The sequence below is a fragment of the Thalassococcus arenae genome, assembly GCF_019104745.1.
Lineage (GTDB): Bacteria > Pseudomonadota > Alphaproteobacteria > Rhodobacterales > Rhodobacteraceae > Thalassococcus_B > Thalassococcus_B arenae.
On the sequence record NZ_JAHRWL010000001.1, the window covers coordinates 1,077,047 to 1,102,726 of the forward strand.

At 66.1% G+C, this 25,680-nt stretch carries 28 protein-coding genes; 14 read left to right on the top strand and 14 right to left on the bottom strand.

Annotation, left to right across the window (positions count from 1 at the left end; genetic code table 11):
• Positions 1-10: 10 nt before the first annotated feature.
• The 5 genes from KUH32_RS05390 to KUH32_RS05410 all read left to right on the top strand — a co-directional run bounded on the left by KUH32_RS05390 (position 11) and on the right by KUH32_RS05410 (position 4,501).
• Entirely contained in the window at positions 11-901 is an 891-nt protein-coding gene (locus KUH32_RS05390; protein WP_217777021.1) for a CPBP family intramembrane glutamic endopeptidase, read from the top strand.
• Between the two features lie 60 nt (positions 902-961).
• The gene (gene accD, locus KUH32_RS05395) at positions 962-1,927 is read left to right on the top strand and encodes an acetyl-CoA carboxylase, carboxyltransferase subunit beta (RefSeq protein WP_217777022.1); all 966 of its coding nucleotides are present in this window, start codon (positions 962-964) and stop codon (positions 1,925-1,927) included.
• Positions 1,924-3,198 (top strand): bifunctional folylpolyglutamate synthase/dihydrofolate synthase, encoded by a 1,275-nt coding sequence (locus KUH32_RS05400; RefSeq protein WP_217777023.1) that lies wholly within the window; start codon positions 1,924-1,926, stop codon positions 3,196-3,198. The genes accD and KUH32_RS05400 overlap by 4 nt, the downstream gene beginning before the upstream one ends.
• Before the next feature lie 162 nt (positions 3,199-3,360).
• Entirely contained in the window at positions 3,361-3,891 is a 531-nt protein-coding gene (locus KUH32_RS05405) for a rhodanese-like domain-containing protein (RefSeq protein WP_217777024.1), read from the top strand.
• A gap of 34 nt (positions 3,892-3,925) precedes the next feature.
• Complete coding sequence (locus tag KUH32_RS05410) at positions 3,926-4,501, top strand: LysM peptidoglycan-binding domain-containing protein (protein WP_217777025.1); 576 nt, start codon at positions 3,926-3,928, stop codon at positions 4,499-4,501.
• Between the two features lie 209 nt (positions 4,502-4,710).
• On the opposite strand, the gene zapE is transcribed toward KUH32_RS05410, so the two are convergent.
• On the bottom strand, positions 4,711-5,769 hold the full coding sequence (gene zapE / locus KUH32_RS05415) for a cell division protein ZapE (protein WP_217778307.1): 1,059 nt from the start codon (positions 5,767-5,769) through the stop codon (positions 4,711-4,713).
• A 138-nt stretch (positions 5,770-5,907) separates the two neighbouring features.
• On the opposite strand from zapE, the gene KUH32_RS05420 reads away from it, so the two are divergent.
• Positions 5,908-7,149 carry an MFS transporter gene (locus KUH32_RS05420; RefSeq protein WP_217778309.1) on the top strand — a complete coding sequence of 414 codons (1,242 nt, stop codon included), beginning with the start codon at positions 5,908-5,910 and terminating at the stop codon, positions 7,147-7,149.
• Here the strand turns inward: KUH32_RS05420 and KUH32_RS05425 are convergent.
• The 7 genes from KUH32_RS05425 to KUH32_RS05455 all read right to left on the bottom strand — a co-directional run bounded on the left by KUH32_RS05425 (position 7,146) and on the right by KUH32_RS05455 (position 11,829).
• A complete protein-coding gene (locus tag KUH32_RS05425) occupies positions 7,146-8,066 on the bottom strand; it encodes an alpha/beta fold hydrolase (RefSeq protein ID WP_217777026.1) in 921 nt (306 codons plus the stop codon). The genes KUH32_RS05420 and KUH32_RS05425 overlap by 4 nt on opposite strands.
• Complete coding sequence (locus tag KUH32_RS05430; RefSeq protein ID WP_217777027.1) at positions 8,063-8,974, bottom strand: ornithine cyclodeaminase family protein; 912 nt, start codon at positions 8,972-8,974, stop codon at positions 8,063-8,065. The genes KUH32_RS05425 and KUH32_RS05430 overlap by 4 nt, the downstream gene beginning before the upstream one ends.
• Positions 8,971-9,591 (bottom strand): HAD family hydrolase, encoded by a 621-nt coding sequence (locus KUH32_RS05435; RefSeq protein ID WP_217777028.1) that lies wholly within the window; start codon positions 9,589-9,591, stop codon positions 8,971-8,973. The genes KUH32_RS05430 and KUH32_RS05435 overlap by 4 nt, the downstream gene beginning before the upstream one ends.
• Positions 9,592-9,667: 76 nt before the next feature.
• On the bottom strand, positions 9,668-10,117 hold the full coding sequence (locus tag KUH32_RS05440; protein ID WP_217777029.1) for a YaiI/YqxD family protein: 450 nt from the start codon (positions 10,115-10,117) through the stop codon (positions 9,668-9,670).
• Positions 10,114-10,944 carry an S-formylglutathione hydrolase gene (fghA, locus tag KUH32_RS05445; protein WP_217777030.1) on the bottom strand — a complete coding sequence of 277 codons (831 nt, stop codon included), beginning with the start codon at positions 10,942-10,944 and terminating at the stop codon, positions 10,114-10,116. Before fghA ends, KUH32_RS05440 begins: the two co-directional genes overlap by 4 nt.
• Positions 10,945-10,970: 26 nt before the next feature.
• Positions 10,971-11,588 carry a TetR/AcrR family transcriptional regulator gene (locus tag KUH32_RS05450; protein ID WP_217777031.1) on the bottom strand — a complete coding sequence of 206 codons (618 nt, stop codon included), beginning with the start codon at positions 11,586-11,588 and terminating at the stop codon, positions 10,971-10,973.
• A 67-nt stretch (positions 11,589-11,655) separates the two neighbouring features.
• Positions 11,656-11,829, bottom strand: a complete 174-nt coding sequence (locus KUH32_RS05455) for a hypothetical protein (protein WP_217777032.1) — start codon at positions 11,827-11,829, stop codon at positions 11,656-11,658.
• 139 nt (positions 11,830-11,968) lie between these two features.
• Between KUH32_RS05455 and mbfA the strand changes: the two genes are divergently transcribed.
• The gene (mbfA, locus tag KUH32_RS05460) at positions 11,969-12,943 is read left to right on the top strand and encodes an iron exporter MbfA (RefSeq protein ID WP_217777033.1); all 975 of its coding nucleotides are present in this window, start codon (positions 11,969-11,971) and stop codon (positions 12,941-12,943) included.
• A 46-nt stretch (positions 12,944-12,989) separates the two neighbouring features.
• A complete protein-coding gene (locus KUH32_RS05465; RefSeq protein WP_217777034.1) occupies positions 12,990-13,916 on the top strand; it encodes an AEC family transporter in 927 nt (308 codons plus the stop codon).
• Positions 13,917-14,177: 261 nt separating this feature from the next.
• Here the strand turns inward: KUH32_RS05465 and KUH32_RS05470 are convergent, their stop codons facing one another.
• The 3 genes from KUH32_RS05470 to KUH32_RS05480 all read right to left on the bottom strand — a co-directional run bounded on the left by KUH32_RS05470 (position 14,178) and on the right by KUH32_RS05480 (position 16,372).
• Entirely contained in the window at positions 14,178-14,660 is a 483-nt protein-coding gene (locus KUH32_RS05470) for a GNAT family N-acetyltransferase (RefSeq protein WP_217777035.1), read from the bottom strand.
• Between the two features lie 89 nt (positions 14,661-14,749).
• A complete protein-coding gene (locus tag KUH32_RS05475) occupies positions 14,750-15,862 on the bottom strand; it encodes an S-(hydroxymethyl)glutathione dehydrogenase/class III alcohol dehydrogenase (RefSeq protein WP_217777036.1) in 1,113 nt (370 codons plus the stop codon).
• Positions 15,863-15,937: 75 nt separating this feature from the next.
• Positions 15,938-16,372 carry a c-type cytochrome gene (locus KUH32_RS05480; RefSeq protein WP_217777037.1) on the bottom strand — a complete coding sequence of 145 codons (435 nt, stop codon included), beginning with the start codon at positions 16,370-16,372 and terminating at the stop codon, positions 15,938-15,940.
• 114 nt (positions 16,373-16,486) lie between these two features.
• Here KUH32_RS05480 and KUH32_RS05485 point away from each other — a divergent pair, with 114 nt between their 5' ends.
• The gene (locus KUH32_RS05485; protein WP_217777038.1) at positions 16,487-18,142 is read left to right on the top strand and encodes a Y-family DNA polymerase; all 1,656 of its coding nucleotides are present in this window, start codon (positions 16,487-16,489) and stop codon (positions 18,140-18,142) included.
• Between the two features lie 185 nt (positions 18,143-18,327).
• Positions 18,328-19,194: a phosphoserine phosphatase SerB gene (gene serB, locus KUH32_RS05490; RefSeq protein WP_217777039.1), complete on the top strand. Its 867-nt coding sequence runs from the start codon at positions 18,328-18,330 to the stop codon at positions 19,192-19,194.
• On the opposite strand, the gene KUH32_RS05495 is transcribed toward serB, so the two are convergent.
• A complete protein-coding gene (locus KUH32_RS05495; protein WP_217777040.1) occupies positions 19,187-20,182 on the bottom strand; it encodes an asparaginase in 996 nt (331 codons plus the stop codon). The genes serB and KUH32_RS05495 overlap by 8 nt on opposite strands.
• A 171-nt stretch (positions 20,183-20,353) precedes the next feature.
• On the opposite strand from KUH32_RS05495, the gene KUH32_RS05500 reads away from it, so the two are divergent.
• Both KUH32_RS05500 and rlmN read left to right on the top strand, forming a co-directional pair.
• Positions 20,354-20,884 carry an invasion associated locus B family protein gene (locus KUH32_RS05500; RefSeq protein ID WP_431358187.1) on the top strand — a complete coding sequence of 177 codons (531 nt, stop codon included), beginning with the start codon at positions 20,354-20,356 and terminating at the stop codon, positions 20,882-20,884.
• Between the two features lie 160 nt (positions 20,885-21,044).
• Positions 21,045-22,220, top strand: a complete 1,176-nt coding sequence (gene rlmN / locus KUH32_RS05505) for a dual-specificity RNA methyltransferase RlmN (RefSeq protein ID WP_217777042.1) — start codon at positions 21,045-21,047, stop codon at positions 22,218-22,220.
• A gap of 35 nt (positions 22,221-22,255) precedes the next feature.
• Here the strand turns inward: rlmN and KUH32_RS05510 are convergent, their stop codons facing one another.
• On the bottom strand, positions 22,256-22,957 hold the full coding sequence (locus KUH32_RS05510; RefSeq protein WP_217777043.1) for a GntR family transcriptional regulator: 702 nt from the start codon (positions 22,955-22,957) through the stop codon (positions 22,256-22,258).
• 58 nt (positions 22,958-23,015) lie between these two features.
• Positions 23,016-23,852: a 3-oxoadipate:acetyl-CoA acetyltransferase gene (locus KUH32_RS05515; RefSeq protein ID WP_217777044.1), complete on the bottom strand. Its 837-nt coding sequence runs from the start codon at positions 23,850-23,852 to the stop codon at positions 23,016-23,018.
• A 116-nt stretch (positions 23,853-23,968) separates the two neighbouring features.
• On the opposite strand from KUH32_RS05515, the gene ltnD reads away from it, so the two are divergent.
• Positions 23,969-24,865, top strand: coding sequence for an L-threonate dehydrogenase (ltnD, locus tag KUH32_RS05520; RefSeq protein ID WP_217777045.1), 897 nt, complete (start codon positions 23,969-23,971; stop codon positions 24,863-24,865).
• Positions 24,862-25,620 carry a hydroxypyruvate isomerase family protein gene (locus KUH32_RS05525; RefSeq protein WP_217777046.1) on the top strand — a complete coding sequence of 253 codons (759 nt, stop codon included), beginning with the start codon at positions 24,862-24,864 and terminating at the stop codon, positions 25,618-25,620. Before ltnD ends, KUH32_RS05525 begins: the two co-directional genes overlap by 4 nt.
• The last annotated feature ends 60 nt before the right edge of the window (positions 25,621-25,680 follow it).

A 25,680-nucleotide genomic window follows, 5' to 3' on the forward strand; every position in this document is an offset into this window, starting at 1 on the left:
CGCGCGCTTGATGAACTACGCTGCCTTCGCGCGCCTTGTTGCCCCGGCCCGGCCTTCGGCACAGCTTTGGCGGCTGGTGCTGGGCGTGATCCTGACCGGCGCTGTGACCATCGGGCTCAGCCAATCGGTGCTGGCCATCGCGCGGGTCGCGCTGGACGAAAACGCGTTCTGGCTGTTCCTGGCCGAGGTCGAGACGGCGCGCACGCCGATGGGGCTGTTGATCCTGCTGACATCGCTGGGCGGCATGGGGCTGGGCGCTGTGCTGGCGGCGCGGCTGCTGCACCGGCGTGGGCTCGTCAGCCTGATCGGCCCGGTACCGCTGGCCCTGCGGCAGGCGCTGCGCGTGCTGGGGGCACTGGCCCTGCTGTACGGTGCGGTGGCGCTGTTGCCGCCCTGGCCACTTTGGTCGGATACCGTACCGGGTGTGCCGCCGGGCTTGTGGCTGGCGCTGCTGCCCGTGACGCTGCTGGCGCTGCTGATCCAGACCGGCAGCGAAGAGCTGCTGTTCCGCGGCTATCTGCAATCGCAACTGGCGGCGCGCTTCCGTCATCCGGCGATCTGGATCGGCGTGCCGTCGGTGCTGTTCGCCATCGGCCATTACGCGCCCCTGCTGTATGGCGGCAACGCGGTCGTCGTCATGCTGTGGGCGCTGGTTTTCGGTGTCATCGCCGCGGACCTGACCGCGCGCGCCGGCACGCTGGGTCCGGCCATCGCACTGCATCTGGTCAACAACTTCATCGCCATCGCCGTCACTTCCTTGCAGGGCGAGATGTCGGGGCTGGCGCTGCGGCAATTGCCCTTTGGTGCGGGAGACGAAGCCGCGGTCGCCATGATCCTGCCGGCGGATCTGATCCTGCTGATCCTCGGCTGGCTGGCCGCGCGCATCGCGTTGCGCGTCTGATTGCATTCCCGGGCGCGGCGGCATAGATCAGGGCATCCATGGCGAAAAAGCGGAACTCGCATGAACTGGATCACCAACTACGTCCGTCCCCGGATCAATTCGATCTTCTCGCGCCGCGAAGTGCCCGAGAACCTGTGGACCAAGTGCGACGAATGCGGGACGATGCTGTTCCATCGCGAAGTGTCGGACAATCTGAACGTCTGCACCAATTGCGGCCACCACATGAATATTTCACCGCGCGAACGGTTCCACGCGTTGTTCGACGGCGGTGTCTATTCCGAGGTCAAGGTGCCCGAACCGGTTGCGGACCCGCTGCAGTTCCGCGACCAGAAGAAATACCCCGAACGCATGAAGGCCGCGCAAAAGGCCACCGGCGAACACGAAGCGATGCTGGTCGCCAGTGGTGAAATCGGTCGGACCCCGGTGGTGGCCGCTGCGCAGAACTTCGCCTTCATGGGCGGTTCGATGGGCATGTTCGTCGGCAACGCCATCGTCGCCGCCGCGGAAGAGGCCGTGAAACTGGGCCGCCCGCTGATCCTGTTTTCGGCCGCGGGCGGTGCGCGGATGCAGGAAGGCATCCTGAGCCTGATGCAGATGCCGCGGACCACCGTCGCCGTGCAGATGCTGAAAGAGGCAGGCCTGCCCTATATCGTCGTGCTGACCCATCCCACGACCGGCGGTGTCACCGCGTCCTACGCGATGCTGGGTGACGTGCAGATCGCCGAACCCAATGCGCTGATCTGCTTCGCCGGACCGCGGGTGATCGAACAGACGATCCGCGAAAAGCTGCCCGAAGGCTTTCAGCGCGCCGAATACCTGCTGGAGCACGGGATGCTGGACCGGGTGACCGACCGGCGCGCGATGCGCGACGAGTTGATCTCGATCTTGCGGATGCTGATGGGGCTGCCGCCGGCCGTCGTCGCCGACCTGCCTGCGCCCGGGGAACCGGTTGCGGCCAATCCGCCCAAGGCCGACGAAGGCACGGACCCCGGCAAGGACGCGAAAAAGGACAAGGCCAAGGCATGAGCCGCGCCGGATCGGACGTCATCCTCGAGCGGATGATGTCGCTGCATCCCAAGCTGATCGACCTGACGCTCGACCGGGTCTGGCGTCTGCTGGACGCGCTTGGAGATCCGCATCTGCGCCTGCCGCCGGTGATCCACATCGCGGGGACGAACGGCAAGGGATCGACCCTGGCGATGATCCGGGCCGGGCTGGAAGGAGCGGGCCTGCGGTGCCACGCCTATACCTCGCCGCATCTGGCACGGTTTCACGAACGCATCCGGCTGGCCGGTGACCTGATCGAAGAAGACGCGTTGAGCGCGGTTCTGGACGAATGCTGGGACGCCAATGGCGGCGTGCCGATCACCTATTTCGAGATCACCACCTGCGCCGCGATCCTGGCGTTCTCGCGCGTCGCGGCCGACTACACCCTGCTCGAGGTCGGGCTGGGCGGACGGCTGGACGCCACCAACGTGATCGAGACACCGGCGATGACGGTCATCACGCCGGTCTCGTTGGATCACCAGCAATTCCTGGGCGACACGTTGGGCGCCATCGCGGGCGAAAAGGCGGGTATCCTCAAGCGAGGCGTGCCCTGCGTGGTCAGCCGGCAGACAGATGAAGGGCTTGCCGCGATCGAGACGCGCGCCGACCGTTTGGGCGCGCCGCTGCTGGTGCAGGGGCAGCATTGGCACAGCTGGGAAGAGCGCGGGCGGCTCGTCTACCAGGACGAAACCGGCTTGCTCGACCTGCCGCGTCCGGTGCTTCCCGGCGCGCATCAGTTCGACAACGCCGGTGCGGCGCTGGCGGTGCTCCGGCACCTCGGGATGGGCGAAGTTGCCTGTGATGCGGCAGTGACGCGCGCCGTCTGGCCGGCGCGGATGCAGCGGCTGAAAACCGGGCCGCTGGTCGATGCCGCGCCGGAGGTCGAACTCTGGCTTGATGGTGGCCACAACCCGTCGGCCGGCGAGGCGATTTCCGCGCATCTGGCCACCCTGCCCAAGCGCGACACCTATCTGATCTGCGGCATGCTCAATACCAAGGACGTCGCGGGCTACATGCGTCCGATGGCTGGCGTCGCCAAGGCGCTGATGGCCGTGTCGATACCGGGCGAAGCCAACACGCTGCCCGCAGAAACGACGGCCGAAGCGGCGCGCAAGGCCGGCCTGTCCGCCGACACCGCGCCGGATGTGCGCACCGCGTTGCGGCAAATTTCCCTTGCGGCACCCCAAGCGCGTGTCCTGATCTGCGGATCGCTCTACCTGGCCGGGAACGTCCTGAAAGAAAACGGCTGAACTCGGGATTGAGTGCCTTGTGGCGGACCCCCGAATGTTGACTGATTCGGCATCAGCGGCCTATATCTTGGGATAATTCAGGGTCGGGTTTACCGTGCCCGCAAGGGTCGAGCACAAATGATTCAGAGTCTCCGTTGGGCCGTTTTGGCCACGTGTGCAAGCATGGCACAAGCCGCGGCCGATCCGGGGCGCATTTCCGACAATCGGCTTGATGCGCGTTTCGACTTGTCCGGTCAAACCATCACGATCACCCGCGATGGCGCCCGGTGTCCCCCGGCCTGTGTGCAGCCGATCCAAGCCGCGCAAGGCATCGCGACGCTTGGCGAATTGGAGTTGCTCGATTTCCTGGAAGATGCCGTCTCCGCGGGTCGGGGTTTGCTGGTCGATGCCCGACGGCCCGACGGGTTCGCCGCGGCCACGTTGCCGGGCGCGGTCAACGTGCCGGCCGAAACGCTGGACAGCGCCAACCCATACCGGGACGACCTCTTGGCGGCTCTTGGCGCCCGCGACGGCGACGATTTCAGCGACGCCTTCGATCTGGCGGTATTCGCCGGAGGGCCTGACGATCCGGCGTCCACGATGGCCTTGCGGCACCTGCTCGACGCCGGCTACCCGGCGAACAAACTGACCTATTACCGGGGTGGAATGAGCAGCTGGATGTCTCTCGGTCTGACGACGGTGACGGGGCGATGATTTCGGGGCGCCCAGATCTGCATGGAGGCGCGGGATGATCCGGATGTTTCTGCTGTGTGTCGGCTTTGTTGCGGTTTCGGTCCTGTTGTTGGTCTATCAACCGGGCGCGCGACGGCTAGCCCGGGAGGACGCAGCGGATCACAGCGTCACCCGCGCGGAACCCCGGATCGCGCCGATCGCGGCGCCGGAACCGGAACCACGGCAGTACGTCGCGCAATCGCTCAGCGCACCGGCGCCACTGCCCGAGCCGCCCGCACCGGTTCCGATCGTGCAACCCGGCTTTCCGCCCGGCCCGCTGGACGCGGCGGGTTTGCGTCGAATGACATGGGAAACCGTGTCGAACCTCGATGCCGCCACCGGACGCAAGGCCGTACCCGGGCAGCCGGGCAGCCTGCTTCACAGCATCGTTCGCAAATCGCTGTCCGAACTGGACAGCCCGATCCGAGCAGAGCGGTATGTCGTGCAAAGCGGGGACAGCCTGATCTCGATCGCCGTCGCATTGTATGGCGATGCAAACATGACCGGACCGCTTTTCGCGGCCAACCAGGACATTCTGGCGCGCCCGGACGACCTGCGCGCAGGGCAGGTTCTGGTGCTGCCCCGCGATTGACCGACTATCGGTCGACCGATGATCGAGAAAACAATATCTCCATACAGCTACTAAATGTTGACCGATGCCGACCAACAGCCCTATAAGGCTGAAACGCTGCCATGCGCCACGGGCGAATACGGCCATCCACCGCATCGGCACACGCCATAACAGGCACCAAAGGCCAAACCGAGCAGCCTTGAGGGTCCTTTTGGGACCCTTCTTTTTCCCTAGTCGAAACCCCAATCGGCGGCCTGCATCTCGCGCAGGCGGCTGGCGGTGCGTTCGAACTCGAATGCGCCGGTGCCTTCGACATACAGCATCTCGGGTTCGGCCGCGGCCGAGGCGATGACCTTGACCCGCGCCTCGTAAAGCGCGTCGATCAGGGTGACAAATCGCCTGGCCTCGTTGAAGTTCTGGCGGCTGAGCCGCGGGATGTCTTCGATCACCAGCACGCGCACGGCTTCGGCCAGTGCCAGATAATCGGCAGGCCCCAGGGCGCGTCCGCAGAGATCGAAGAAACTCGCCCGTGCCACGCCGTTATGGAACCGCGGCAGCACCACCTGGCGGCCCTTGACGTGCAACACCAGTTCCTCGTGATCGCCATGGGTCAACTCGACCCAGAGCCGCTCGATCTCGCCGCGTGCCTTGGCATCGGCGGGGCTGAAATAGACCTGCGCTCCGGCCAGCCGGTCCTGACGGTGATCGCGGTCCGAGGCCAGTTCGTGGACCACCATCCGATCCTTGAGCAGCGCGATGAAGGGCAGGAACAGCTGCCGGTTCAGCCCGTCCTTGTAGAGATCGTCCGGCACCCGGTTCGACGTTGTGACGACGACGCATCCCGCATCGAACAGCTGTTCGAACAGCCGCCCCACCAGCATCGCGTCGGCGATGTCGGTGATCTGCATCTCGTCGAAAGCCAACAGCTTGATGCTGTCGCTGACGGCCCTGGCCACGGGCCTGACCGGGTCCTCGACCCCGCCGCTGCGCAGGCGGTGAATCTCGGCCTGGATTTCCTGCATGAAGGCGTGGAAATGCACCCGGCGCGCGGGCACGATCAGGGTTTCCACGAACAGGTCCATCAGCATCGACTTGCCGCGGCCGACCCCACCCCAGATATACAGGCCCTTTGGTGGCGGCGGCGGTTTGCGGAACAGCCCCTTTTTCGCAGGTTCCGCAAGCGCCACGCGGATGCGCTCCAGTTCGGGCAGGGCGGCCCGCTGCGCCGGATCTTCCTTGATCCGTCCTTCGGCCACGCGGGCCGCGTAGATGTCCTGCACGCTCTGCATGGCCTCGGCATAGCGCGGCGCCGGGCGGATGTGTAGCCCGTCGCGCATCGTCAAGTTTTCCTGATGCGAAACATCGCGTTTTCCGATTTGACGCATCCCGAATTCGGCTTCACTGTCGCCGCGATTTCCGGAGGCATCATGGACCGACCCGCACCGCTATTCACGCCCGTCCTGATCGTCGGCTGCGTCATCATCCTCGTGTCGTTCGCAATCCGGGCCAGCTTTGGCGTGTTCCAGATTCCGATCGCGTCGGAATTCGGTTGGTTGCGGGCCGAATTCAGCCTCGCGATCGCGATACAGAACCTGGCCTGGGGGATCGGGCAACCGCTGTTCGGCGCTGTCGCGGAAAAGATCGGCGACCGCAAGGCGATCGTCATGGGCGCGCTGCTGTATGCTGCCGGACTGGTGCTGTCGTCCTTCGCGGTGACACCAGAAGCGCACCAGATACTGGGCTTTGTCGTCGGCTTCGGCATCGCCGGAACCGGTTTCGGCGTGATCCTGGCGGTGGTGGGCCGCGCCTCGAGCGATGACAACCGCTCGATGAGCCTGGCCGTCGCCACCGCGGCGGGCAGCGCGGGGCAGGTCTTTGGCGCACCGGTGGCGGAATGGCTGCTGTCGATGATGCCGTGGCAATCGGTGTTCGTGGTCTTCGCAGGCACGATCCTGGGCGTATTGCTGTTCCTGCCGCTGATGCGCGCGCCTGCCGCGAACAAGGTCGAGCTGCAGGAAAGCATGGGCGCGATCCTGACCAAGGCCGCCAAGGACCCGTCGTTCACCCTGCTTTTCCTTGGCTTCTTTTCCTGCGGCTACCAATTGGCGTTCATCACCGCGCATTTCCCGGCCTTCGTGACCGAGATGTGCGGCCCCATCGCCCCCGGCGGCATCCTGCACGGGATGGGGATCACCACGACCTCGGCGCTTGGTGCCGTGTCGATCTCGCTGATCGGACTGTTCAACATCGCCGGCACCCTCACCGCGGGCTGGGCGGGCAAGCGGTTCACCAAGAAATACCTGCTGGCCGGAATCTACACCGGTCGCACCGTCGCCGCGGCGGCGTTCATCCTGATGCCGATCACGCCGACGTCGGTGCTGATCTTTTCGGCGGTGATGGGCGCGCTGTGGCTGGCCACGGTGCCGCTGACCAGCGGGCTGATCGCGCATCTCTACGGGTTGCGCTACATGGGCACGCTTTACGGCATTGTCTTTCTGAGCCACCAGATCGGCGGATTTCTGGGTGTCTGGCTGGGCGGGCGGCTGTATGACGTGTCCGGCGACTACACGCTGGTCTGGTGGATCGGCGTCGGGGTGGGTGCGTTCAGCGCATTGGTGCATCTGCCGGTTCGCGAAAACGCGCCGCCGCGCGCGGCGATCGCGGCCTAGGCCAGGACCCGTTCCAGCGCCGCGGCGACGTCGTCGGTATGGGTGTAGACCAACCCATGCCCGGCGCCGTCGATCACCTCGTGCTGCACCGACCGGTTCCATTGCGCCAGCGTTCCCATCGCCGAAATCGGGATCGTCGTGTCATCGCGTCCCCAGATCGCGGCAACCGGCACTTCGTCCCGCGCGATGCGGTGATGTGCGGCTTGCTGCGGCTGCCGGAGGCTGTGGCGCAGCGACGACAGCACCGACCGGACATAGCCTTGCCGCTGCAATTCGGCGATCTGCAGATCGACGATCCCGGGCACCGATGACGGCAGGCTGCGCTCGGCCTCGAGAGCGGAGCGGAAGCTGCGTGGCCAACCCATGTGAAACAGCCAGTCGCCCAGCAACGGCCAGTCCGTGGCGAACCGGGCGACCGTTCCCAGGTCCTGGCCCATGCCCGCCGGGGCGATCAGGACCAGCCGGCGCGGTCGATGGCTGTCTTCGGCGGCAAAGGCGGTGGCGATCACCGCGCCCATGGAATAGCCCAGCACCGTGATGTCCGAACCGACATTCTGGTGGCGCAGCAGGTCGGACAGCTGATCGGCGAAGAACTCGGGTGTCTGCACCCTTCGCGGCCGGTCGGAATAGCCGCGGCCGAACAGATCGTAGACCAGCACCCGATAGCCCATTCGGGCGAGATGCGGCGCCAGTCCGCCCCAGACGAAAGACGGCGTTGTCAGCCCATGCACGCAGACCGCGACGGGGCCGTCCTTTGGACCGATCCAATCGAAATGCGTGCGCCCGTCGGTCAGATCGGCGAATTGCCCCGGGGCGTTCTTGCGCGCCTGCCGCCCCATCGGCTTGCGCAGCATTTCGCGACCCATCGGCAGGGCGGCCAGCCCGGTTCCGGCAAGCAGGGCAAGATCGCCGATCATGCGCCGCCGGTCCAGCGATCCAGGATGTAACGGCTGGTCATCAGATCGAGATGCGCCCCGCCGCCGTTCTTGAACACGGTGATCTCTTCAGCGCTTTGCCGGCGCATCGCGTCCGGCTGATAGTAATCGGCGACGATGTCGGCCTCGGTGATCGCGCCGCTGGCGATCGGCGTCATCAATTCACCGATGTGATGGATTGTCGTGTCGCGGCTGTCGACGAAGACCCGCGCGCGGCGCAGGGCGGTGTCGTCGGCCTCGCGCATGTCGGGGCGGTAGGCGCCGATCAGGTCAAGATGCGTCCCCGGGCGCAGCCAGTCGCCTCGGATAACCGGTTCGGACGACATGGTCGCGCACGTGACGATGTCTGATCCGGCGACGGCACCGGGCAGGTCGTCGGTCCAGCCGATTCCCAGTTCCCCGGCCATGACGCGGGCCTTGTCGGCGGTCCTGTTCCAGACGGTGAATTCTGCCGCGGGGAACAAGGCCGAATAGGCGGCGTGCAGGCTGTGTCCGACGGTCCCCGCACCGACGATCAGGATGGCCCGGCTGTCCGGCCGCGCTAGCAACCGCGCGCCCAGCAGGCTGTCGGCGGCTGTCTTCCATTTGGTCACGAGGTGGAAATCCAGCACCGCGTCCAGCGCTCCGGTCGCGTCGTCGAACAGGTTGACCGCACCGTTGACCACCGGGGCGCCCTGTGCGGCATTGCCGGGAAAGATCGTCGCCGCCTTGACCGCGACACCCAGCCCGTCGATCCAGGCAGAGCGGTTCAGCAGGGTATCGGCGCCGCGATAGAGCAGACTGTCGGTGATTTCCGCCTTGGGGCGCCGGTGACCTGCCAACAAGGCGTCGGTCAGGCCGATCCAGTCAAGCCGCGCCTCGCCTTCGGCAAAGGGAATGAAGGTTGTCATGCCGCCTCTCGCGTTGTCAGCAAGCCCTCGGCCACCAGCCGGTCGGCCCAGCCCTGCGGGCCATCGAACAGGTGGGTCCGCCAACCGCGCGCGGCGGCGGCCTGGATATTCTCGGCCCGATCGTCGGTGAAAAGCAAGTCACCCGGCGCGACAAGGCAATCCTCTTCGACCATCGCGTATATGCGCGGATCGGGTTTGGTCACGCCCATATGGCCCGAGACATACGGCCGGTCGAACGTGCCGAGAAAGGGATAGGCCGGCACCGCGATCTCCCACGTGCCGATTCCGAAATTCGTCAGCGAGAAAACCGCCACGCCGCGCGCCCGGAGCGCGGACAACAAGCGAACCGAATGCGGTATCGCGGGTGCGGCAAGCTCGAGCCAATGGTCGTGCCACATCCGGATCTCGTCACGCCATTGCGGGTAGCGTTCGGCGCAATCGTAGATCGTGCCGCGAAAGTCGCCGCCCCTGTCGACCTGGTCATTCATGCCGTGCAGATCGACTTCGGCGAACATGGCGCGGCGGCGTTCGACACCGATGACGCGATCGTAATAGCGTTCGGGCTGCCATTCGATCAGCACGTTGCCGATGTCGAAAACCACCGCCTTGACCGTCATTTCAGGCCTTTCCCACGCCGGATACCAGGCGACCCAAGCGGCGCCTGCACCATCTGTTCGGGTGCCAGGGATTCCATCATGTTTCGGCCTTGCGCAATGCGGTTTCCAACGCGTTCAGAAAGCGTGCCCGGTCGGCCTTGGAGAACATGCGCCCACCGCCCTGACGGAACGGGTCGGCGGCACGCAGATCGGCGGCAAGATCGCGCATCGCCAGTTGCGCACCGATATTGGCCCGGGTCAGCGCCTCGCCGTTGGGGCGCAGGACCTGTGCACCGGTCTCGACGCAGCGCGCCGCCAGCGGCATATCCGCGGTGACCACAACGTCACCGCGACAGGCGCGTTCGGCAATCCACATATCGGCGGCGTCGGGGCCTTCCGGCACGATCACCAGTTCCGCCAGAGGATTGGCGGGCGGCCGAAGCCCGCCATTGGTGACGTAGACGACGCGAACCTTGTGACGGGTTGCCACGCGTTCGGTTTCGGCCCGGACCGGGCAGGCATCGGCATCGACGTAGACGGTCGTCACGCGCCAAGCGCCTCGGCGTGGAAGGCGACATGGTCTTCCATGAAGGACGAGACGAAGAAATAGCTGTGGTCATAGCCTTTCTGCATGCGGAACGCCGCTTCCTGACGGCGGGCGGCCATCGCCTGAGCCAGCGCCTCGGGACGCAGCAGATCGAGGAACTGGTCGCTGCCGCCCTGGTCGATCAGGATCGGCCCATCGAATCCGACCGCCTGCATCTGAAGGGTCGAATCGTGCCTTGCCCAGGCCGCCTCGTCGGCACCCAGATACGCACCAAGCTGCTTTCGGCCCCAATCGCTTTTCGACGGGTTGGCGATCGGCGCAAAGGCGGAAACGCTGGCGAAGCGATCCGGATTCGCCATGGCGATCGTCAGCGCACCATGGCCGCCCATGGAATGCCCGGTGATCGCCTGCCGGTCGAGATCGACGGCGAATTCCGCCCCGATCAGCGCGGGCAGCTCTGCGCAGACGTAATCCCACATGCGATAGTTCTGCGCCCATGGGTCTTGCGTGGCATTGACGTAGAAACCGGCACCCTGGCCCAGATCATAGGCGTCGTCGTCGGCAACATCCTCGCCGCGCGGCGACGTGTCGGGAAAGACCAGCGCGATCCCGTAATGCGCCGCGGCGGCCTGCGCGCCGGCCTTGACCATCGCGTTCTCGTGCGTGCAGGTCAGCCCGGAAAGGTACCAAAGCACCGGAACCGGCCTTGCCCTTGCGGCCTCGGGCAGGAACAGACCAAAGGTCATTTCGCAATGGCAGGCCTCGCTGGCAGCGGTGTATACACCCTGCACACCACCGAAACACCGGTTTTCCGATATCGTTTTCATGACTGCTCCCGCTGCGCCGGTCTGGCCTACGGGCCGTATCGTGCCATGAAGGTGTCCACGGCGCCATCCACCACGCGCGTGATTTCGCCATCGGTAAAGCTTTGCTTGAGCCCGAAGACCAGCTTGGGCCAGAGATCGGCCTTGCACAATTCGGCGAACTGGTCCGCGGCCAGGTCCATGTCGTCGATCCGGACTTCGCCGCGCGCCTGGGCCTGGGTCAGGTATCCGACCAGGGCGTTGCGCATCAACATCGGACCGGACTGGTAGAATTCGCGCCCGAGTTCGGGAAAGCGGTCGGCTTCGGCCACGCAGATCCGGAAGATGCGTTGGCCCATGTCGGAATAGATGAACCCGAGGAACGTGCGCGCCACCTGTCGCAACACCCGGTCGGGCGGCTGCGTCAGGTCCAGCGTGGTCATCGCCTCTTCGGCCTGTAGCTGGCACTGCGCGCTGGCGACTTCCTTGAACAGCAATCGCTTGTCCGGGAAATAGCTGTAGAGCGTGGCCTTTGACACGCCGGCGGCGCGGGCGATGTCATCGACACTGGCGCCTTCGTAGCCGTCGCGCAGAAATATCTCCCGCGCGCCATCCAGCACCTGATCGAATTTGCGCCCGCGACGCACCTGAACGGCGTCAGCTGTCATTCCTGCCCTCCCCGGTCCCCGACTTAGTATAGACCGTTCGGTTCAGTTCGGGCAAGAAACCGTGCTCTCACCGACACCCGGCCGGATTTCCCTGGATTTGGGTGCAGTCCTGCGTGACGACCGGGCCAGACGGTTCAGGGAAGGTCAGGTCCGGCAAATCGATGGTCGGATAGGCCATCGCGGCGCCGGCCGAAAGCCCGAAGATGGCGGCATAAAGGGTGGTTCGCATGACAAGCTCCATTTCTGAACTGTTCTGTTCACTTATGTAAACCGATCGGTTCAGATTGCAAGACATTTTTGAACCGATCAGTTCACTTTTTGGCGTTGCCGCGATGTCGATAATGAATAGATTAGAATCATTCTAATTAATGGAGGGGCAGATGCGCTTTTTCACGCAACGCCGTCATTTCCGCGACCTGTCCGAGCAAGAGGTGCTGGCGCTGGCGATCTCTTCCGAAGAGGACGACGCCCGGATCTATCGCAGCTATGCCGAAAACCTGCGGGCAGAGTTCCCGGACACGGCCAAGGTCTTTGACGGCATGGCCGCCGAAGAAGACACCCACCGCAAGGCGCTGATCGCCCTGCACCGCAAGCGTTTCGGAAACGTGATTCCATTGATCCGCCGCGAACATGTGGCCGGCTATTATGCCCGGCGTCCGGTCTGGTTGGTGGAAAACCTCGGGCTCGACCGCATCCGCGACGAGGCCGAAGCGATGGAACGGCAGGCCGAACATTTCTACCTGCAAGCCGCCAAGCGCACCAGTGATGCCGATACCCGGAAACTGCTGGGCGACCTGGCTGCGGCAGAAGCGGGCCACCAACACAGCGCGGCACGGCTGGAACAGACCCATCTCGACGACGCAACGCGCGAGGGCGAGGACCACCAGGCCAAGAGGCAGTTCATCCTGACCTGGGTGCAACCGGGCCTCGCCGGTCTCATGGACGGGTCGGTCAGCACGCTGGCGCCGATCTTCGCCACCGCTTTCGCCACGCAGGACACATGGACAACATTCCTGGTCGGTCTGGCGGCCAGCGTCGGTGCGGGCATCTCGATGGGCTTTACCGAAGCGGCCTCCGATGACGGCGAATTGTCGGGCCGCGGTTCGCCGATCAAGCGCGGCTTCGCGTCGGGCATCATGACGACGGTGGGCGGTCTCGGCCACGCCCTGCCCTACCTGATCCCCGATTTCTGGACCGCCACTGTCACCGCCTTCGTCGTCGTCTTCATCGAGCTCTGGGCCATTGCCTGGATCCAGAACCGGTACATGGACACCCCGTTCTTCCGCGCCGCGTTCCAGGTGGTGCTGGGTGGCGCGCTGGTCTTCGCGGCGGGCGTGCTGATCGGCAGCGGATAGGGCGGTCGTCAATTGACGCAGGCCGCGCCTCTGCTAACAAGGAGGGATGCTGGCGATCTTCCTCAAAACCTTGCCGTTTTTCGCCCTGATCGGGCTGGGTTACGGCGCCGGGCGGACCCGTTTCTTCACCGAGGAAGCCACCGCGTATCTGACGAAATTCGTCTTCTACTTCGCCCTGTCGGCGATGCTGTTCCGGTTTTCCGCCAATCTGAGTTTCGCCGAGATCTTCGATCTGCGGCTGGCGGCCGGTTATCTTTGGGGCACGGCCTTTGCCTATGGCATCGCGATGGCGGTGGCGTTCCTGCGCGGGCTCGACACCCCCACCGCCGCGATCGAGGCGCAATGCGCCGCGATCGGCAATATCGGCTTTCTCGGCGTACCGATGCTGGCGCTGCTGATGGGCCAGGAAGCGGTGGCGCCGATCATCCTGATGCTGTGCATCGACCTGATCGTGTTCTCGACGCTGCTCGTCATTCTGGTCGTCGGCTCGCGCGACGGGCGGATGTCGTTCGCGATGGTGCGGACCATCGGCCTGGGCCTGCTCAAGAACCCGATGATCGTGGCGATCTCGCTGGGCCTCGTCGTGTCGGCCAGCGGCCTGCCGCTGCCCGATGTGGTCAACGAATTCGTCGCCATCCTGGGCGCCGCCGCCACACCGGGCGCGCTGTTCGCCATCGGCGCCTCGCTGGCCAGCAAATCGGCAGAACGGGTCGAGGTGGCGGCCTGGCTGAGCTTTGCCAAGCTGGTGATCCACCCGGCCTGCGTCGCGCTTGGCGTCTGGTTCCTGTTCCCGTCCGATCCGTTCAAGGCCGCGGTGGTCATATCGGCCTCGGCCCTGCCGGTGGCGGGCAACGTGTTCATCCTGGCGCAGCATTACGGTGTCGCGCCGCAGCGGGTATCGGCGTCGATCCTGATCTCGACCACGCTCAGCATCCTGACCGTCAGCGCGGTGATCGCCTGGGTCTCTCCCTAGCCGGGTCATCCGCGAAATCGCCCATTCACCGCCCGGGCTCGCGTTGATCGTGGGGCAGGCTTTTGCAGATCCCGGCGCGCGGTCTGCACCCCCGGGTGAACGGATGACAGAACGCGTTGATTTCGGCGCTGCCGGATCTCGGTTCCCGCCTGGTGGACGCCTTGACCGATCGCGCCCGAAACCGTGCGCCTGCGCGAACCGGAAACCGAACGAAGCCAAAGCGGCGCGACAGGCGGGCGCGGGCTGCCGATCCGTGCCGCACTACAGTGCCCGGTACATCACCAGCGCATCGACATAGCCCTGTTCGGGATGCCGGAACGCGCCCGGCAATCGGCCCACGACCTCGAACCCCGCACCTTCCCAGATCGCGATGGCGCGGGTGTTGGTGGCGACGACAAAGTTGAACTGCATGGCGCGAAAACCCAGTTCGCGTGCCTTGGCCAGGGCATGGTCCAGCATCGCCCGCGCCACACCCTTGCCCCGCGCTTGCGGGTCGGTGACAAAGCCGCAATTGCAGACATGGCTGCCGCCGCCCTTCTGGTTGCGCACGACGTAATAAGTGCCCAGCAGCCGCCCGTCGTCTTCCACCACGAAGACGTGGCGCTCGGGGCCGGTCCAATAGGCCAGAGCCGCGTCCGGCGCGATTTCGGGGTCGATCGTGTAGGTATCGCCGGCGCGGAACACCGGCATCAGCATCGCCGTCACCGCAACCGCATCGCGTGTCTCATAGGCCCTGATCCGCATCTTCTTCTCTTTCAAAAATACGCAAACGAAACGGCGCCGCCCACGCGACGCCGTTCAGGTGCGCAGGGCGGGGATCACCCCGCCGCCTGTCAATAGACCACGACCGACCGGATCGACTTGCCCTCATGCATCAGGTCGAACCCCTTGTTGATGTCCTCCAGCGGCATGGTGTGGGTGATCATCGGGTCGATCTCGATCTTTCCATCCATGTACCAGTCGACGATCTTGGGCACATCCGTCCGTCCGCGCGCACCCCCAAAGGCGGTGCCGCGCCAGACCCGGCCGGTGACCAGCTGGAAGGGCCGCGTGGCGATTTCCGCACCGGCCGGCGCCACGCCGATGATGATCGACTCGCCCCAGCCCTTGTGGGCGCATTCCAGCGCTGCGCGCATGACCTGCACGTTGCCGGTGGCGTCAAAGGTGTAATCCGCGCCGCCCTTGGTCAGATCGACGAGGTAGGGCACCAGATCGCCCTCGACCTCGGACGGGTTGACGAAATGCGTCATGCCGAATCGCTCGGCCATCGGCACCTTGTCGGGGTTCAGATCGACACCGACGATCTGGTCCGCACCCGCCAGCCGAAGCCCCTGGATGACGTTCAGCCCGATGCCCCCCAGCCCGAAGACGATGGCGCGGCTGCCGATCTCGACCTTGGCGGTGTTGATCACCGCGCCGATGCCGGTGGTCACGCCGCAACCGATGTAGCAGACCTTGTCGAACGGCGCGTCTGGGCGGATCTTGGCCAGCGCGATTTCCGGCAGCACGGTGTGGTTGGAAAAGGTCGAACAGCCCATGTAATGCAGGATCGGCGTGCCATCGAGCATCGAGAAGCGCGATGTGCCATCGGGCATCACGCCGCGGCCTTGCGTCGACCGGATCGCTTGGCAAAGGTTGGTCTTGGGATGCAGGCAATACTCGCATTCCCGGCATTCCGGCGTGTAGAGCGGAATGACGTGGTCTCCGGGTTTCAGGCTGGTCACGCCGTCACCCACCTCCAGCACCACGCCGGCACCCTCGTGACCCAGGATCGCAGGGAACAGGCCTTCGGGATCGGCGCCCGACAGGGTGAATTCATCGGTGTGGCATATCCCGGTGGCCTTGATCTCGACCAGTACCTCGCCAGCCTTTGGGCCTTCCAGGTTCACGTCCATGATTTCCAGCGGTTTGCCCGCCGCCAGTGCCACGGCTGCCTTGGTGCGCATCTGTCCCTCCCTGATGGCTTTGGGCCAGACTGCGCCGAACTCGGGCGATCTGGCAACCCTGCGCGCCACGGCGGCTCACTTCTTGATGCGAAAGGCCTCGTGGCAGGACTTGCAGGTCTTGGCCAGCCGGCCCATGCCGGCACGCAGCGTCTTGAGACTGCCGGTATCCATTGCCGAAGCCACGGTTTCCATCCGGTCGGCGATGGCGACGAACCCATCCCAATCCGTCCAGATTTCCGGGCGCGCTTCGGTCTTCGGGTCGGACTCGGGCGCCTTGAACAATGCGGGGATCCGTGTCGCGTGGCGTTCCAGCGCGGCGCGGGCGGCTTCGGCCTTGGCGGCATCGAAGGGCTTGGCGCCCTTGGACATGTCTCCCAGCGTGGCGGTCGCCGCCTTGACTTCGCCCATCAGGTCCATCCGCGCCTTGACAGCTGCGTTCTTGACCCCGGAATGGGCCAGCGCGGCAGTGGCGGCAAGGGTCATGACAAGGGTGGCAGTGTGCAGGCGCATGCGTCTCTCCGGTTTTTCCGGTCTTAGCACAAAGATGCAAGGGACTCGACTCGCAACCTGCCCGGGACTAGAACAAAATAGGAACATGTAATCGCTGCCACGATACGCCACCCGATGCCCAACCGACGCATTCTCTCGCTCTGGTTTCCCCGCCTCGGCGCCGAACGGCTGCTGCGGGCCGAACCGCATCTGGATGACCGGCCCTTTGCCGTGGTGGCCGAACACGGGCCGGCGCAGGTTCTGTCGTCGCTGTCGGTGGCGGCCAGCCAGGCCGGGCTTTACCCCGGCCAGCCGGTGCGCGATGCCCATGCGATGTGCGCCGGTCTTGTCACCCGGCCGCAGGATGTCCGGCGCGAAGCCGCGTTCCTGGATGCGCTGCACCGCTGGGCGGGCAAGTTTTCGCCTTGGGTCGCCTCGGAACCGCCCGACGCGCTGGTGATCGACCTGACCGGCTGCGCGCATCTCTTCGGCGGCGAGGCGCAGTTGTGCGAACAGGTCACGCAGGATTGCGCCGATCTGGGGCTGAGCGTGCGGGTCGGGCTGGCCGACACGCTGGGCGCGGCCTGGGCCTTGGCGCGCTACACCGCGCAGGATCGGTCGGGGCACCGCTCCGGCGATGCCATCGACCAGGAAGCCCCCGCAACTCGTGCCAAGGCGGGCAAGCGGCGGCACTGGGAACGCGGCGGGGCGGCGCCGTCGGTGACTGTCAGCCCGGCGGATCAGGGCCGCATCGCCGCGCCCGGCCAGGCCTACAGCGCACTGGCGCCGCTGCCCATCGCGGCGCTGCGGCTGGACGCGGCGACCCGCGAACAGCTTTCGCGCCTTGGCCTGCGGCGGGTCGGCGACCTGCTGGGCCAGCCGCGCGCCGGGCTGGCGCGGCGGTTCGGGCGCGGGCTGGTGGACCGGCTGGACCAGGCCATGGGCGCCGCACCCGAGCCGATCAACCCCGCCCCGCCGCGCGACCGGTTCTCGGTGCGGCTCAGCCTGCCCGAAGCCATCGGGCTCGAGGCCGATGTGAAGGCCGGATGCGACAAGATGCTGGAACGGCTTTGCGCACGGCTCAGGGAAAAGGGCCGCGGCGCCCGCACCCTGCGGATCGAGGCACACCGCACCGACCGCAGCATGGTCTGGCGCCATGTCAGCGCCGCTTCGGCCAGCCACGACCCGCATCGCTGGGCCGACCTGCTGGCGATGAAGATCGCCGAGATCGATGCCGGCGACGGGATCGACATGCTGCGGCTCGAAGCCATCGGCCACGAACCGCTGCACGACCGCACGGTCAAGGGCCACCTCGACGCCGCCCGCGCGGTACAGGAACGGCTGGCCAAGGGTTCGGCGTTCGAGGATCTGCTGGGCCGGTTGGGCGCGCGGGTGGGGATGGAACGCATCACCCGCCGCCATCCGGGGCAAAGCCACATTCCCGAGAAGGGCGCGCAGGTGCTGGCCGCCGCCTGGTCGGACCCGGCCGAGCACTGGCCGAAACCGCAGGTCGCCCGACCACTGTTGCTTTGGCCGCCCGAACCGGTTTCGGCACCGGACACGCCCCGCCTGCCGCAACGCTTTCGCTGGCGCGGGCGCGATTTCGAGACGCGCGGCCGGACCGGACCGGAACGGATCGCACCGGAATGGTGGCTGGACGATCCCGCCTGGCGGTCGGGTCCGCGCGATTACTGGCGGGTCGAAACCGACCGGGGCGACCGGCTGTGGTTGTTCTATGCCCATGGCGGCGCGATGTCTTCGGGCTGGTTCTGCCAGGGGGCGTTCGCCTGAGGGCTGGCCAAGGGCCGGGGGCCATGCCAAAAGCGCCGCAACTGGGCAAAGCACCGTCAGAGCGCCGCGCCCGACCGGGTGGGCGCGAACGCGCCCGCCATGGGGCGGGCGGGCGCGGCCCGGGACGATGTCCCGGGCGGTGGGTTGGCAAGGCTGCGCTCAACCAACATCACGGGAAACGACCCATGCCCATCGTCTCGCTCATCGCCAAGCCCGGCGCGCTGGATCCCGCGCTGGTGGACAGCCTCCGCAACGCCTGGGGTGGTGGTGTGGCGTCCTGGCTGTCGCCAGACGAGGCGGCGGAATTCCCGCTGGAGGCCACGCCCGCCAATCTGGACGAGGTGCGTGCCTCGATCGCCGACCGGGCCGACCTGAACCTGCTGCCCGACGGACCCCGCGCCAAGCGGATGCTGCTGGCCGACATGGACAGCACGATGATCCGGCAGGAATGCATCGACGAGCTGGCCGAAGAGGCCGGCGTCGGCGACCGTGTAAAGGACATCACCGCCCGCGCGATGAACGGCGAACTGGATTTCGAAGGCGCATTGACCGAACGCGTCGCGCTGCTGAAGGGCCTGCCGGAAACCATCATCCAACACGTTCTGAACACCCGCATCACTCCGATGCCCGGCGGCAAGGCCCTGATCGCCACGATGAAGGCAAACGGCGCTCACGCCGTGCTGGTCTCCGGCGGGTTCACCGCCTTCACGGCCAGCGTCTCTGCCCTGCTGGGGTTCGACGAGAACCGGGCCAATACCCTGCTGATCGAGAACGGCCACCTGACCGGAGAAGTCGCCCGACCGATCTTGGGCAAGGCGGCCAAGGTGCAGGCGCTGGAAGAGATCGCAGCACGGCTGGGCATCGCCGAAACCGACGTGATCGCGGTCGGCGACGGCGCCAACGACCTGGGTATGCTGGGCCGCGCGGGGTTGGGCGTGGCGCTGCATGCCAAACCGTCCGTTCAGGCGCAATGCGATCTGCGGGTGAACCACGGCGATCTGACCGCGCTGTTGTTCCTGCAGGGCTATCCGCGCGCGGAATTCGTCAGCTGAAAAGACCCGCCGCCGGTTCGATCCGCCCGGTGACCAGCCCGTCCCAGTTGCGGATCTCGGGCCGCAGGAACCGCGCGATATCGGGATGCGCCGCGTCCGCTGCCCCCAAGCGCACCAACAGCGCAGCGATGGCGCATTGCGACGCCCGCGTCGCCCCGTCTGCGACCTTGAGCGCGATGCCAAGGCCCCGCTGCGGCAAGATGGCGACGAAATAGCCCTCGGCCCCGGTCTTGAGCGCCACCGGCTCGGACGCCGCGCGCATCATCAACGTGCAGGCGCGACCCTCGCCGGCCACAAGGTCCGGATGCGCGATCATCGCCTCGACCAGCCGCACCGCCGCCGCGCTCTGGGCATCGGTTCGGTCGCCCGCCGAGGCAAACCACGCCATGGCCCGCGCCATGCCCCGCATGGACGTTGCGAAATTCGGGGCCGAACAGCCGTCGATGCCGAATCCGGGACTGACAGAACCCGTGACTTCCTCGAACGCCGCGCGCACGGCCTGCTGCACCGCGTGCTCGGGGTCGACATAGTCAGGCCCCGCACCAAGATGGGCGGCCAAGGTCAGGAACCCGGCATGCTTGCCGGAACAGTTGTTGTGCACCCGGCAAGGCGGCTGGTCGGCGCACAGCATCCGCTTGTGCAGGGCCTTGTCGCGCGACGGCTGCGGCCCGCAGCGCAATGCGTCATCCCCCAGCCCCAGATCCGTCAGCCAGGCTGTGACCTTTTCCACATGCAGCGGGGCGCCCTGGTGCGAGGCACAGGCCAGCGCCAGGTGTTCCCGTGTCAGCCCTCGTGCGTCGGCGGCGCCCGAGGAAACCAGCGGCAGCGCCTGGATCATTTTGGCCGAAGACCGCGGCAAAACCACCGCATCGGGATCGCCCCAAGCCTGCACGATGCCACCGTCGGCATCGCAGATCACGACATGTCCGCTGTGTTCACTTTCCACGAAGGGGCCACGATGGATCTCGGCCAACAAAGCAGCGGACATGGCGACCTCACAAACAGGCGAATATCTGCCAACAGGGCTTTCGCCGACGGCATTTTTCAGGGTAAAGTCCCGCCGTCCAGAAGAAAAGGGTTGCGCCCGGAAAACGACCGGCACAGGTCTGATGACACCGGAGCGCGTTGAGGCACGGAAGGCTTGGAGGCTGCAGGTATGATGTCAGGGTTTGGGCGGTTGGTCGCTGCGGGCGCTATGGTTTTCGCGGGCGCTGCAGCACAGGCACAGGAGTCGAGCACCAACCGCGTCGATGCGATGACGGACTGGTCGGTGTTCGAGGGCGAAAGCCCCAAGGAATGCTGGGCCGTGACGACATTCAAGGAAAGCGTGAACACCGATGCCGCGGGCAATATCAAGGCGGTGCAGCGGGGCGAGATCCTGTTGATGGTCTTCTTTCGCCCGGGCGAGGACGTGACCGGCCAGGTCGCCTTTACCGGCGGCTATCCCTTTGCACCGGGATCGACCGTGAACGCCAATGTCAGCGGCACCGAGTTCGAGCTGTTCACCGAGGGCGAATGGGCCTGGCCCGCCACGCCACAGGACGATGCCCGCCTGGTGACGGCGATGAAGCGTGGCGCCGACGCGGTGCTGACCGCCCGGTCCAGCCGCGGCACGATCACCAAGGACACGTTCTCGCTGCTGGGCTTCACGGCAGCGGTGGAAGACGCCGCCAAGCGCTGCGGCGGCTGAGGCCGGTTTCGGGGGCTCTGCCCCCGTCGCCTTCGGCGACTCCCCCGGGATATTTTCGAACCAGAGAAGGACCGGACCCGCATTGCCGGGCAGCGCGGTCTTTTGATTTTCGGCGCCGATGCTATATGCAGCGGGTCTCGATTCCCTGACCAGGTGTTCCATGACCGCCAAGGCGCCCATCACCCAGGACGTGCTGACCATTCCGCGCAAGCTGCCGGAAGGGCCCGTCAATCTTGTCGGGCTGACCCGCGACGGGCTGCGCGACGCGCTGCTGTCGGTGGGCACGCCGGAGAAGCAGGCCAAGATGCGTGTGGGCCAGATCTGGCAATGGATCTACCATTGGGGCGTGCGGGACTTTTCGGACATGACGAACCTGTCCAAGGAGTATCGCGCGCTGCTGGCCGAGCATTTCGTCATCGCCCTGCCCGAGATCGTGTCGAAGCAGGTCAGCGCCGATGGCACGCGCAAATACCTGGTGCGCATCGCCGGCGGCCACGAGGTGGAGACGGTCTATATCCCCGAGGCCGATCGCGGCACGCTGTGCATCAGTTCGCAGGTCGGCTGCACGCTGACCTGTTCGTTCTGTCACACCGGCACGCAGAAACTGGTGCGCAACCTGACGGCGGGCGAGATCGTCGGCCAGGTCATGCTGGCGCGTGACGATCTGGGCGAATGGCCCGAGCCCGGTGCGCCCAAGGACGAAACCCGGCTGCTGTCCAACATCGTCCTGATGGGCATGGGAGAGCCGCTGTACAATTTCGAATCCGTGCGCGACGCGATGAAGATCGCGATGGACGGCGAGGGCATCGCCCTGTCGCGGCGGCGGATCACCCTGTCGACCAGCGGCGTGGTGCCCGAGATCGCGCGTTGCGCCGAAGAGATCGGTTGCCTGATGGCGGTGTCCTTTCATGCCACCACCGACGAGGTGCGGGACAAGCTGGTGCCGATCAACAAGCGCTGGAACATCAAGGCGCTTCTGGATGCGCTGCGCGAGTATCCGAGGCTGTCGAATTCCGAACGCATCACCTTTGAATACGTGATGCTGAAGGGCGTGAACGACAGCGACGCCGATGCGCGTCGGCTGGTCAAACTGATTGCGGGAATCCCTGCCAAGATCAACCTGATCCCGTTCAACGAATGGCCCGGTGCGCCCTATGAACGGTCGGATTGGGAACGGATCGAGGCGTTTGCCGATATCGTGTACAAGGCCGGCTATGCCAGCCCGATCCGCACCCCGCGGGGCGAGGACATCATGGCCGCCTGCGGCCAGTTGAAATCAGCCACCGAACGCGCCCGCAAGAGCCGCGCCGAGATTGCGGCCGAAGCCGGGTTGTAGGCGCCCGGGGCGATTTCGTTCTGGATGGGTCTGGCCTAGTCCGATCCCGTACCCACCGGATCATGGCTCAGTGCCTCTGGCTGGTAGTGCCGTTCCATTGCCGTCCGGCCGATGGCGCAATGGGCCAGCGCCGTGTCGACCGCCAGTGCCGCGTCTTGCTGTTCGATGGCGCGGATCAGATCGTCGTGTTGCTGCGCGGCTTTCTTGAGCGCTTTCCGGTCTTTCTTGGAAGCGGCACGATGCAGCGGTAGCAGCAGACGGGTTTCGTCGATCAGAAGCCGTGTCAGGGCGGTCGAAAGATAGGGGTTATCCGCCATCTCGCCGATCGACAGGTGCAGGCGATGATCCAGCAGCACAGCCTGTCCCACCGCTTCGGCGGATTCGCCGGCGAGGGCCGCGAGATACTCCGCCTGAATTTCCCGTGCGGCATCCAGCTGGTATGGCCGGCGGGCCTCGGCCGCCAGACGGGCCAGCGTCGCATGGATCATCGGTGCCGTGCGCAACACGGCACGCAACGCGTCGATACTCAGCGGCGCGACCCGGGCGCCGCGGTTCTGTTCCAGCCGGACGAACCCGTCGCCGGCCAGACGCTGGAACACTTCGCGCAATGGCGTTCGCGACAGAGCGTACTCGGCGGCGATGCGGGTTTCGTCCAGATCGGTTCCGGGTGCGAGTTCGCAGCTCAGGATACGCGCCCGCAAGTCGGTGTGGCAGATGTCCTTCGGGCTTTTCGGCAACAGAGCAATCCCTGCATACGGCATGTATGCAAAACCTAGACCGCGACGATGCGGCTGGTCAATCCGCCGGCCTCAGACCCAGAATCTCTCGTGCCTGCTTTACGCTCGCCACGGGGCGCGCCAGCTTTTCGCATAGCGCCACCGTTCGGCGAACCAGCGCCGCGTTGGACGGCGCAAGCGTATCGCGGTCGATGCGGATGTTGTCCTCGAGCCCCGTGCGGGCGTGTCCACCCGCCGCGATCGCCCATTCGTTCACCATAAGTTGGCCGGGGCCGACACCCGCAGCGCACCAGGGCGCATCCGGACCGAACAGCCGATGCACCGTGTGCACGTAGAAATCGAACACCTCGCGATCGACGGGCATGGCGTTCTTCACGCCCATGACGAACTGCACATATGGCGTATCCGCGATCTCGCCCGCGTCATGCAGTTTCCTGGCCTGGAAGATGTGGGACAGGTCGAAGGCCTCGATCTCGGGCTTGATGTCGTATTTGCGCATCTCGGACGCCAGCCAGGCCACCAGGTCGGGCGGGTTCTCGTAGACGCGCGTGGGAAAATTGTTCGACCCCACCGACAGCGACGCCATGTCGGGTCGCAGCGGCAGCATACCGCCGCGCGCCTGCCCCGCGCCCGACCGTCCGCCGGTGGACATCTGGAAGATCATGCCGGGGCAGTGTTTCGCGACCGCCTCTTGCAGGCGGGCGAACCGGTCGGGGTCGGAGCTTGGCGTGCCGTCCTCGAGCCGCACATGGGCATGGCAGATCGCGGCGCCCGCCTCGAATGCCTCATGCGTGCTTTCGACCTGTTCGTCGATGGTGATCGGCACCGCCGGATTGTCGGCCTTTTGCGGAACGGATCCGGTGATGGCGACGCAGATGATGCAGGGATCGGACATGGGGCACCTCGCTGGATTGGCACGCATCCTATGAGCCGCACGCTCGGAATCGCAAGTCGGGCCCATTGCGTTTCGGCGCGCACTGCGGTCAGGTCGTGAAAACGGGGAGGGTTCAGATGACACGGAACGTCGCGGTATTCGGCCTTGGGTCGATGGGGTTCGGCATGGCGCAATCGCTGCTGCGCGCCGGACACGGAACACACGGCTTCGACGTCGTCCCGGCAGCCGAAGCGCGTTTTCGCGCCGAAGGCGGTGCCCCGGGATCGGTGGCAGAGGTGGCGGGCACGCTGGATGCGGTGGTGGTCGTGGTGCTGAACGCGGCGCAGACCGAAGCCGTGCTGTTCGGCGCAGAGGCGATCGTGCCGCGTCTGAAAAAGGGCGCGGTGGTCATGGCCTGCGCCACCGTCCCGCCGGATTTCGCCCGCGCCATGGCGGCACGTAGCGCCGAACACGGTGTGCACTACCTCGACGCGCCGATCTCGGGCGGATCGGTCAAGGCCGCGCAGGGCGCGCTGTCGATCATGGCATCGGGCAGCGAAGACGCCTTTGCCGCCGCGCGCCCGGTGCTGGATGCCTGTGCCGCGACCGTCTTCGAACTGGGCGAAGCCGGTGCCGGATCGGCGATGAAGGCGGTGAACCAGCTGCTGGCAGGTGTGCATATCGCGGCGATGGCCGAGGCGCTGACATTCGGCATGACGCAGGGCGTCAGTCCTGACAAGTTCGTCGAGGTGATCAGCCAATGCGCCGGCACCAGCTGGATGCTGGAGAACCGCGCGCCGCATATAGTGGCGGGCGACTACACACCGCACAGCCAGGTGAATATCTGGCCCAAGGACCTGGGCATCGTGCTGGACATCGCGCGGGCGTCGAATTTCAGCGCGCCGATCACGGCGGCGGCGTTGCAGCAATTCCTGGCCGCGGCGGGCATGGGGCTCGGGCGCGAGGACGACGCGGCGGTGGCCAAGGTCTATGCGCGCAATGCCGGGCTGACCCTGCCGGGGCAAGAGGCATGAAGTTCTCGGCCAATCTCGGCTTTCTCTGGTCCGACCGACCCCTGCCCGACGCGATCCGCGCCGCCAAGGCGGCTGGGTTCGATGCGGTGGAATGCCACTGGCCCTATGCCGTGCCTGCGGCAGAGGTGAAGGCGGCGCTGGACGAAACCGGCCTGCCGATGCTGGGGCTGAACACGTCGCGCGGGAACGTCGCAGGTGGTGAAAACGGGCTGAGCGCCCTGCCCGGGCGCGAAACCGACGCCCGCGCCGCGATCGACGAAGCGCTGGCCTATGCATCGGCGGTCGGCGCCAGCGCGGTGCACGTGATGGCCGGGTTCGCCCGTGAGGCCGAGGCTCACAGGACCTTCACCGCAAACCTGCGCTACGCCTGCGCGCAGGCGCCAGAGGGTGTAACGCTGCTGATCGAGCCGCTGAACCGCCACGACGCACCGGGCTATTTCCTGCAGACCACCGATCAGGCGCTTGTGATCATCGACGAGATCGGCGCGCCGAACCTGAAGCTGATGTTCGACTGCTACCATGTCGGCCGGACCGAGGGCGATATCGTGACGCGGCTGAAAGACCTGCTGCCCGTGGTCGGGCATATCCAGTTCGCCAGCGTGCCGGATCGTGCCGCGCCCGACCGGGGCGAGGTCAATTATGCGTTCGTCTTCGACACGATCCGGCGGATCGGCTGGGACAACCCCCTGGGCGCGGAATACAAGCCCGGCGGCCCGACGGACGCCACTCTGGGCTGGATGGCCGCCTATCGATAGCAAGCGGCGTTCGCGATCGGGTCGGTGCAGCGCCGCAAGACGCGCGGTTATCGCCGACGC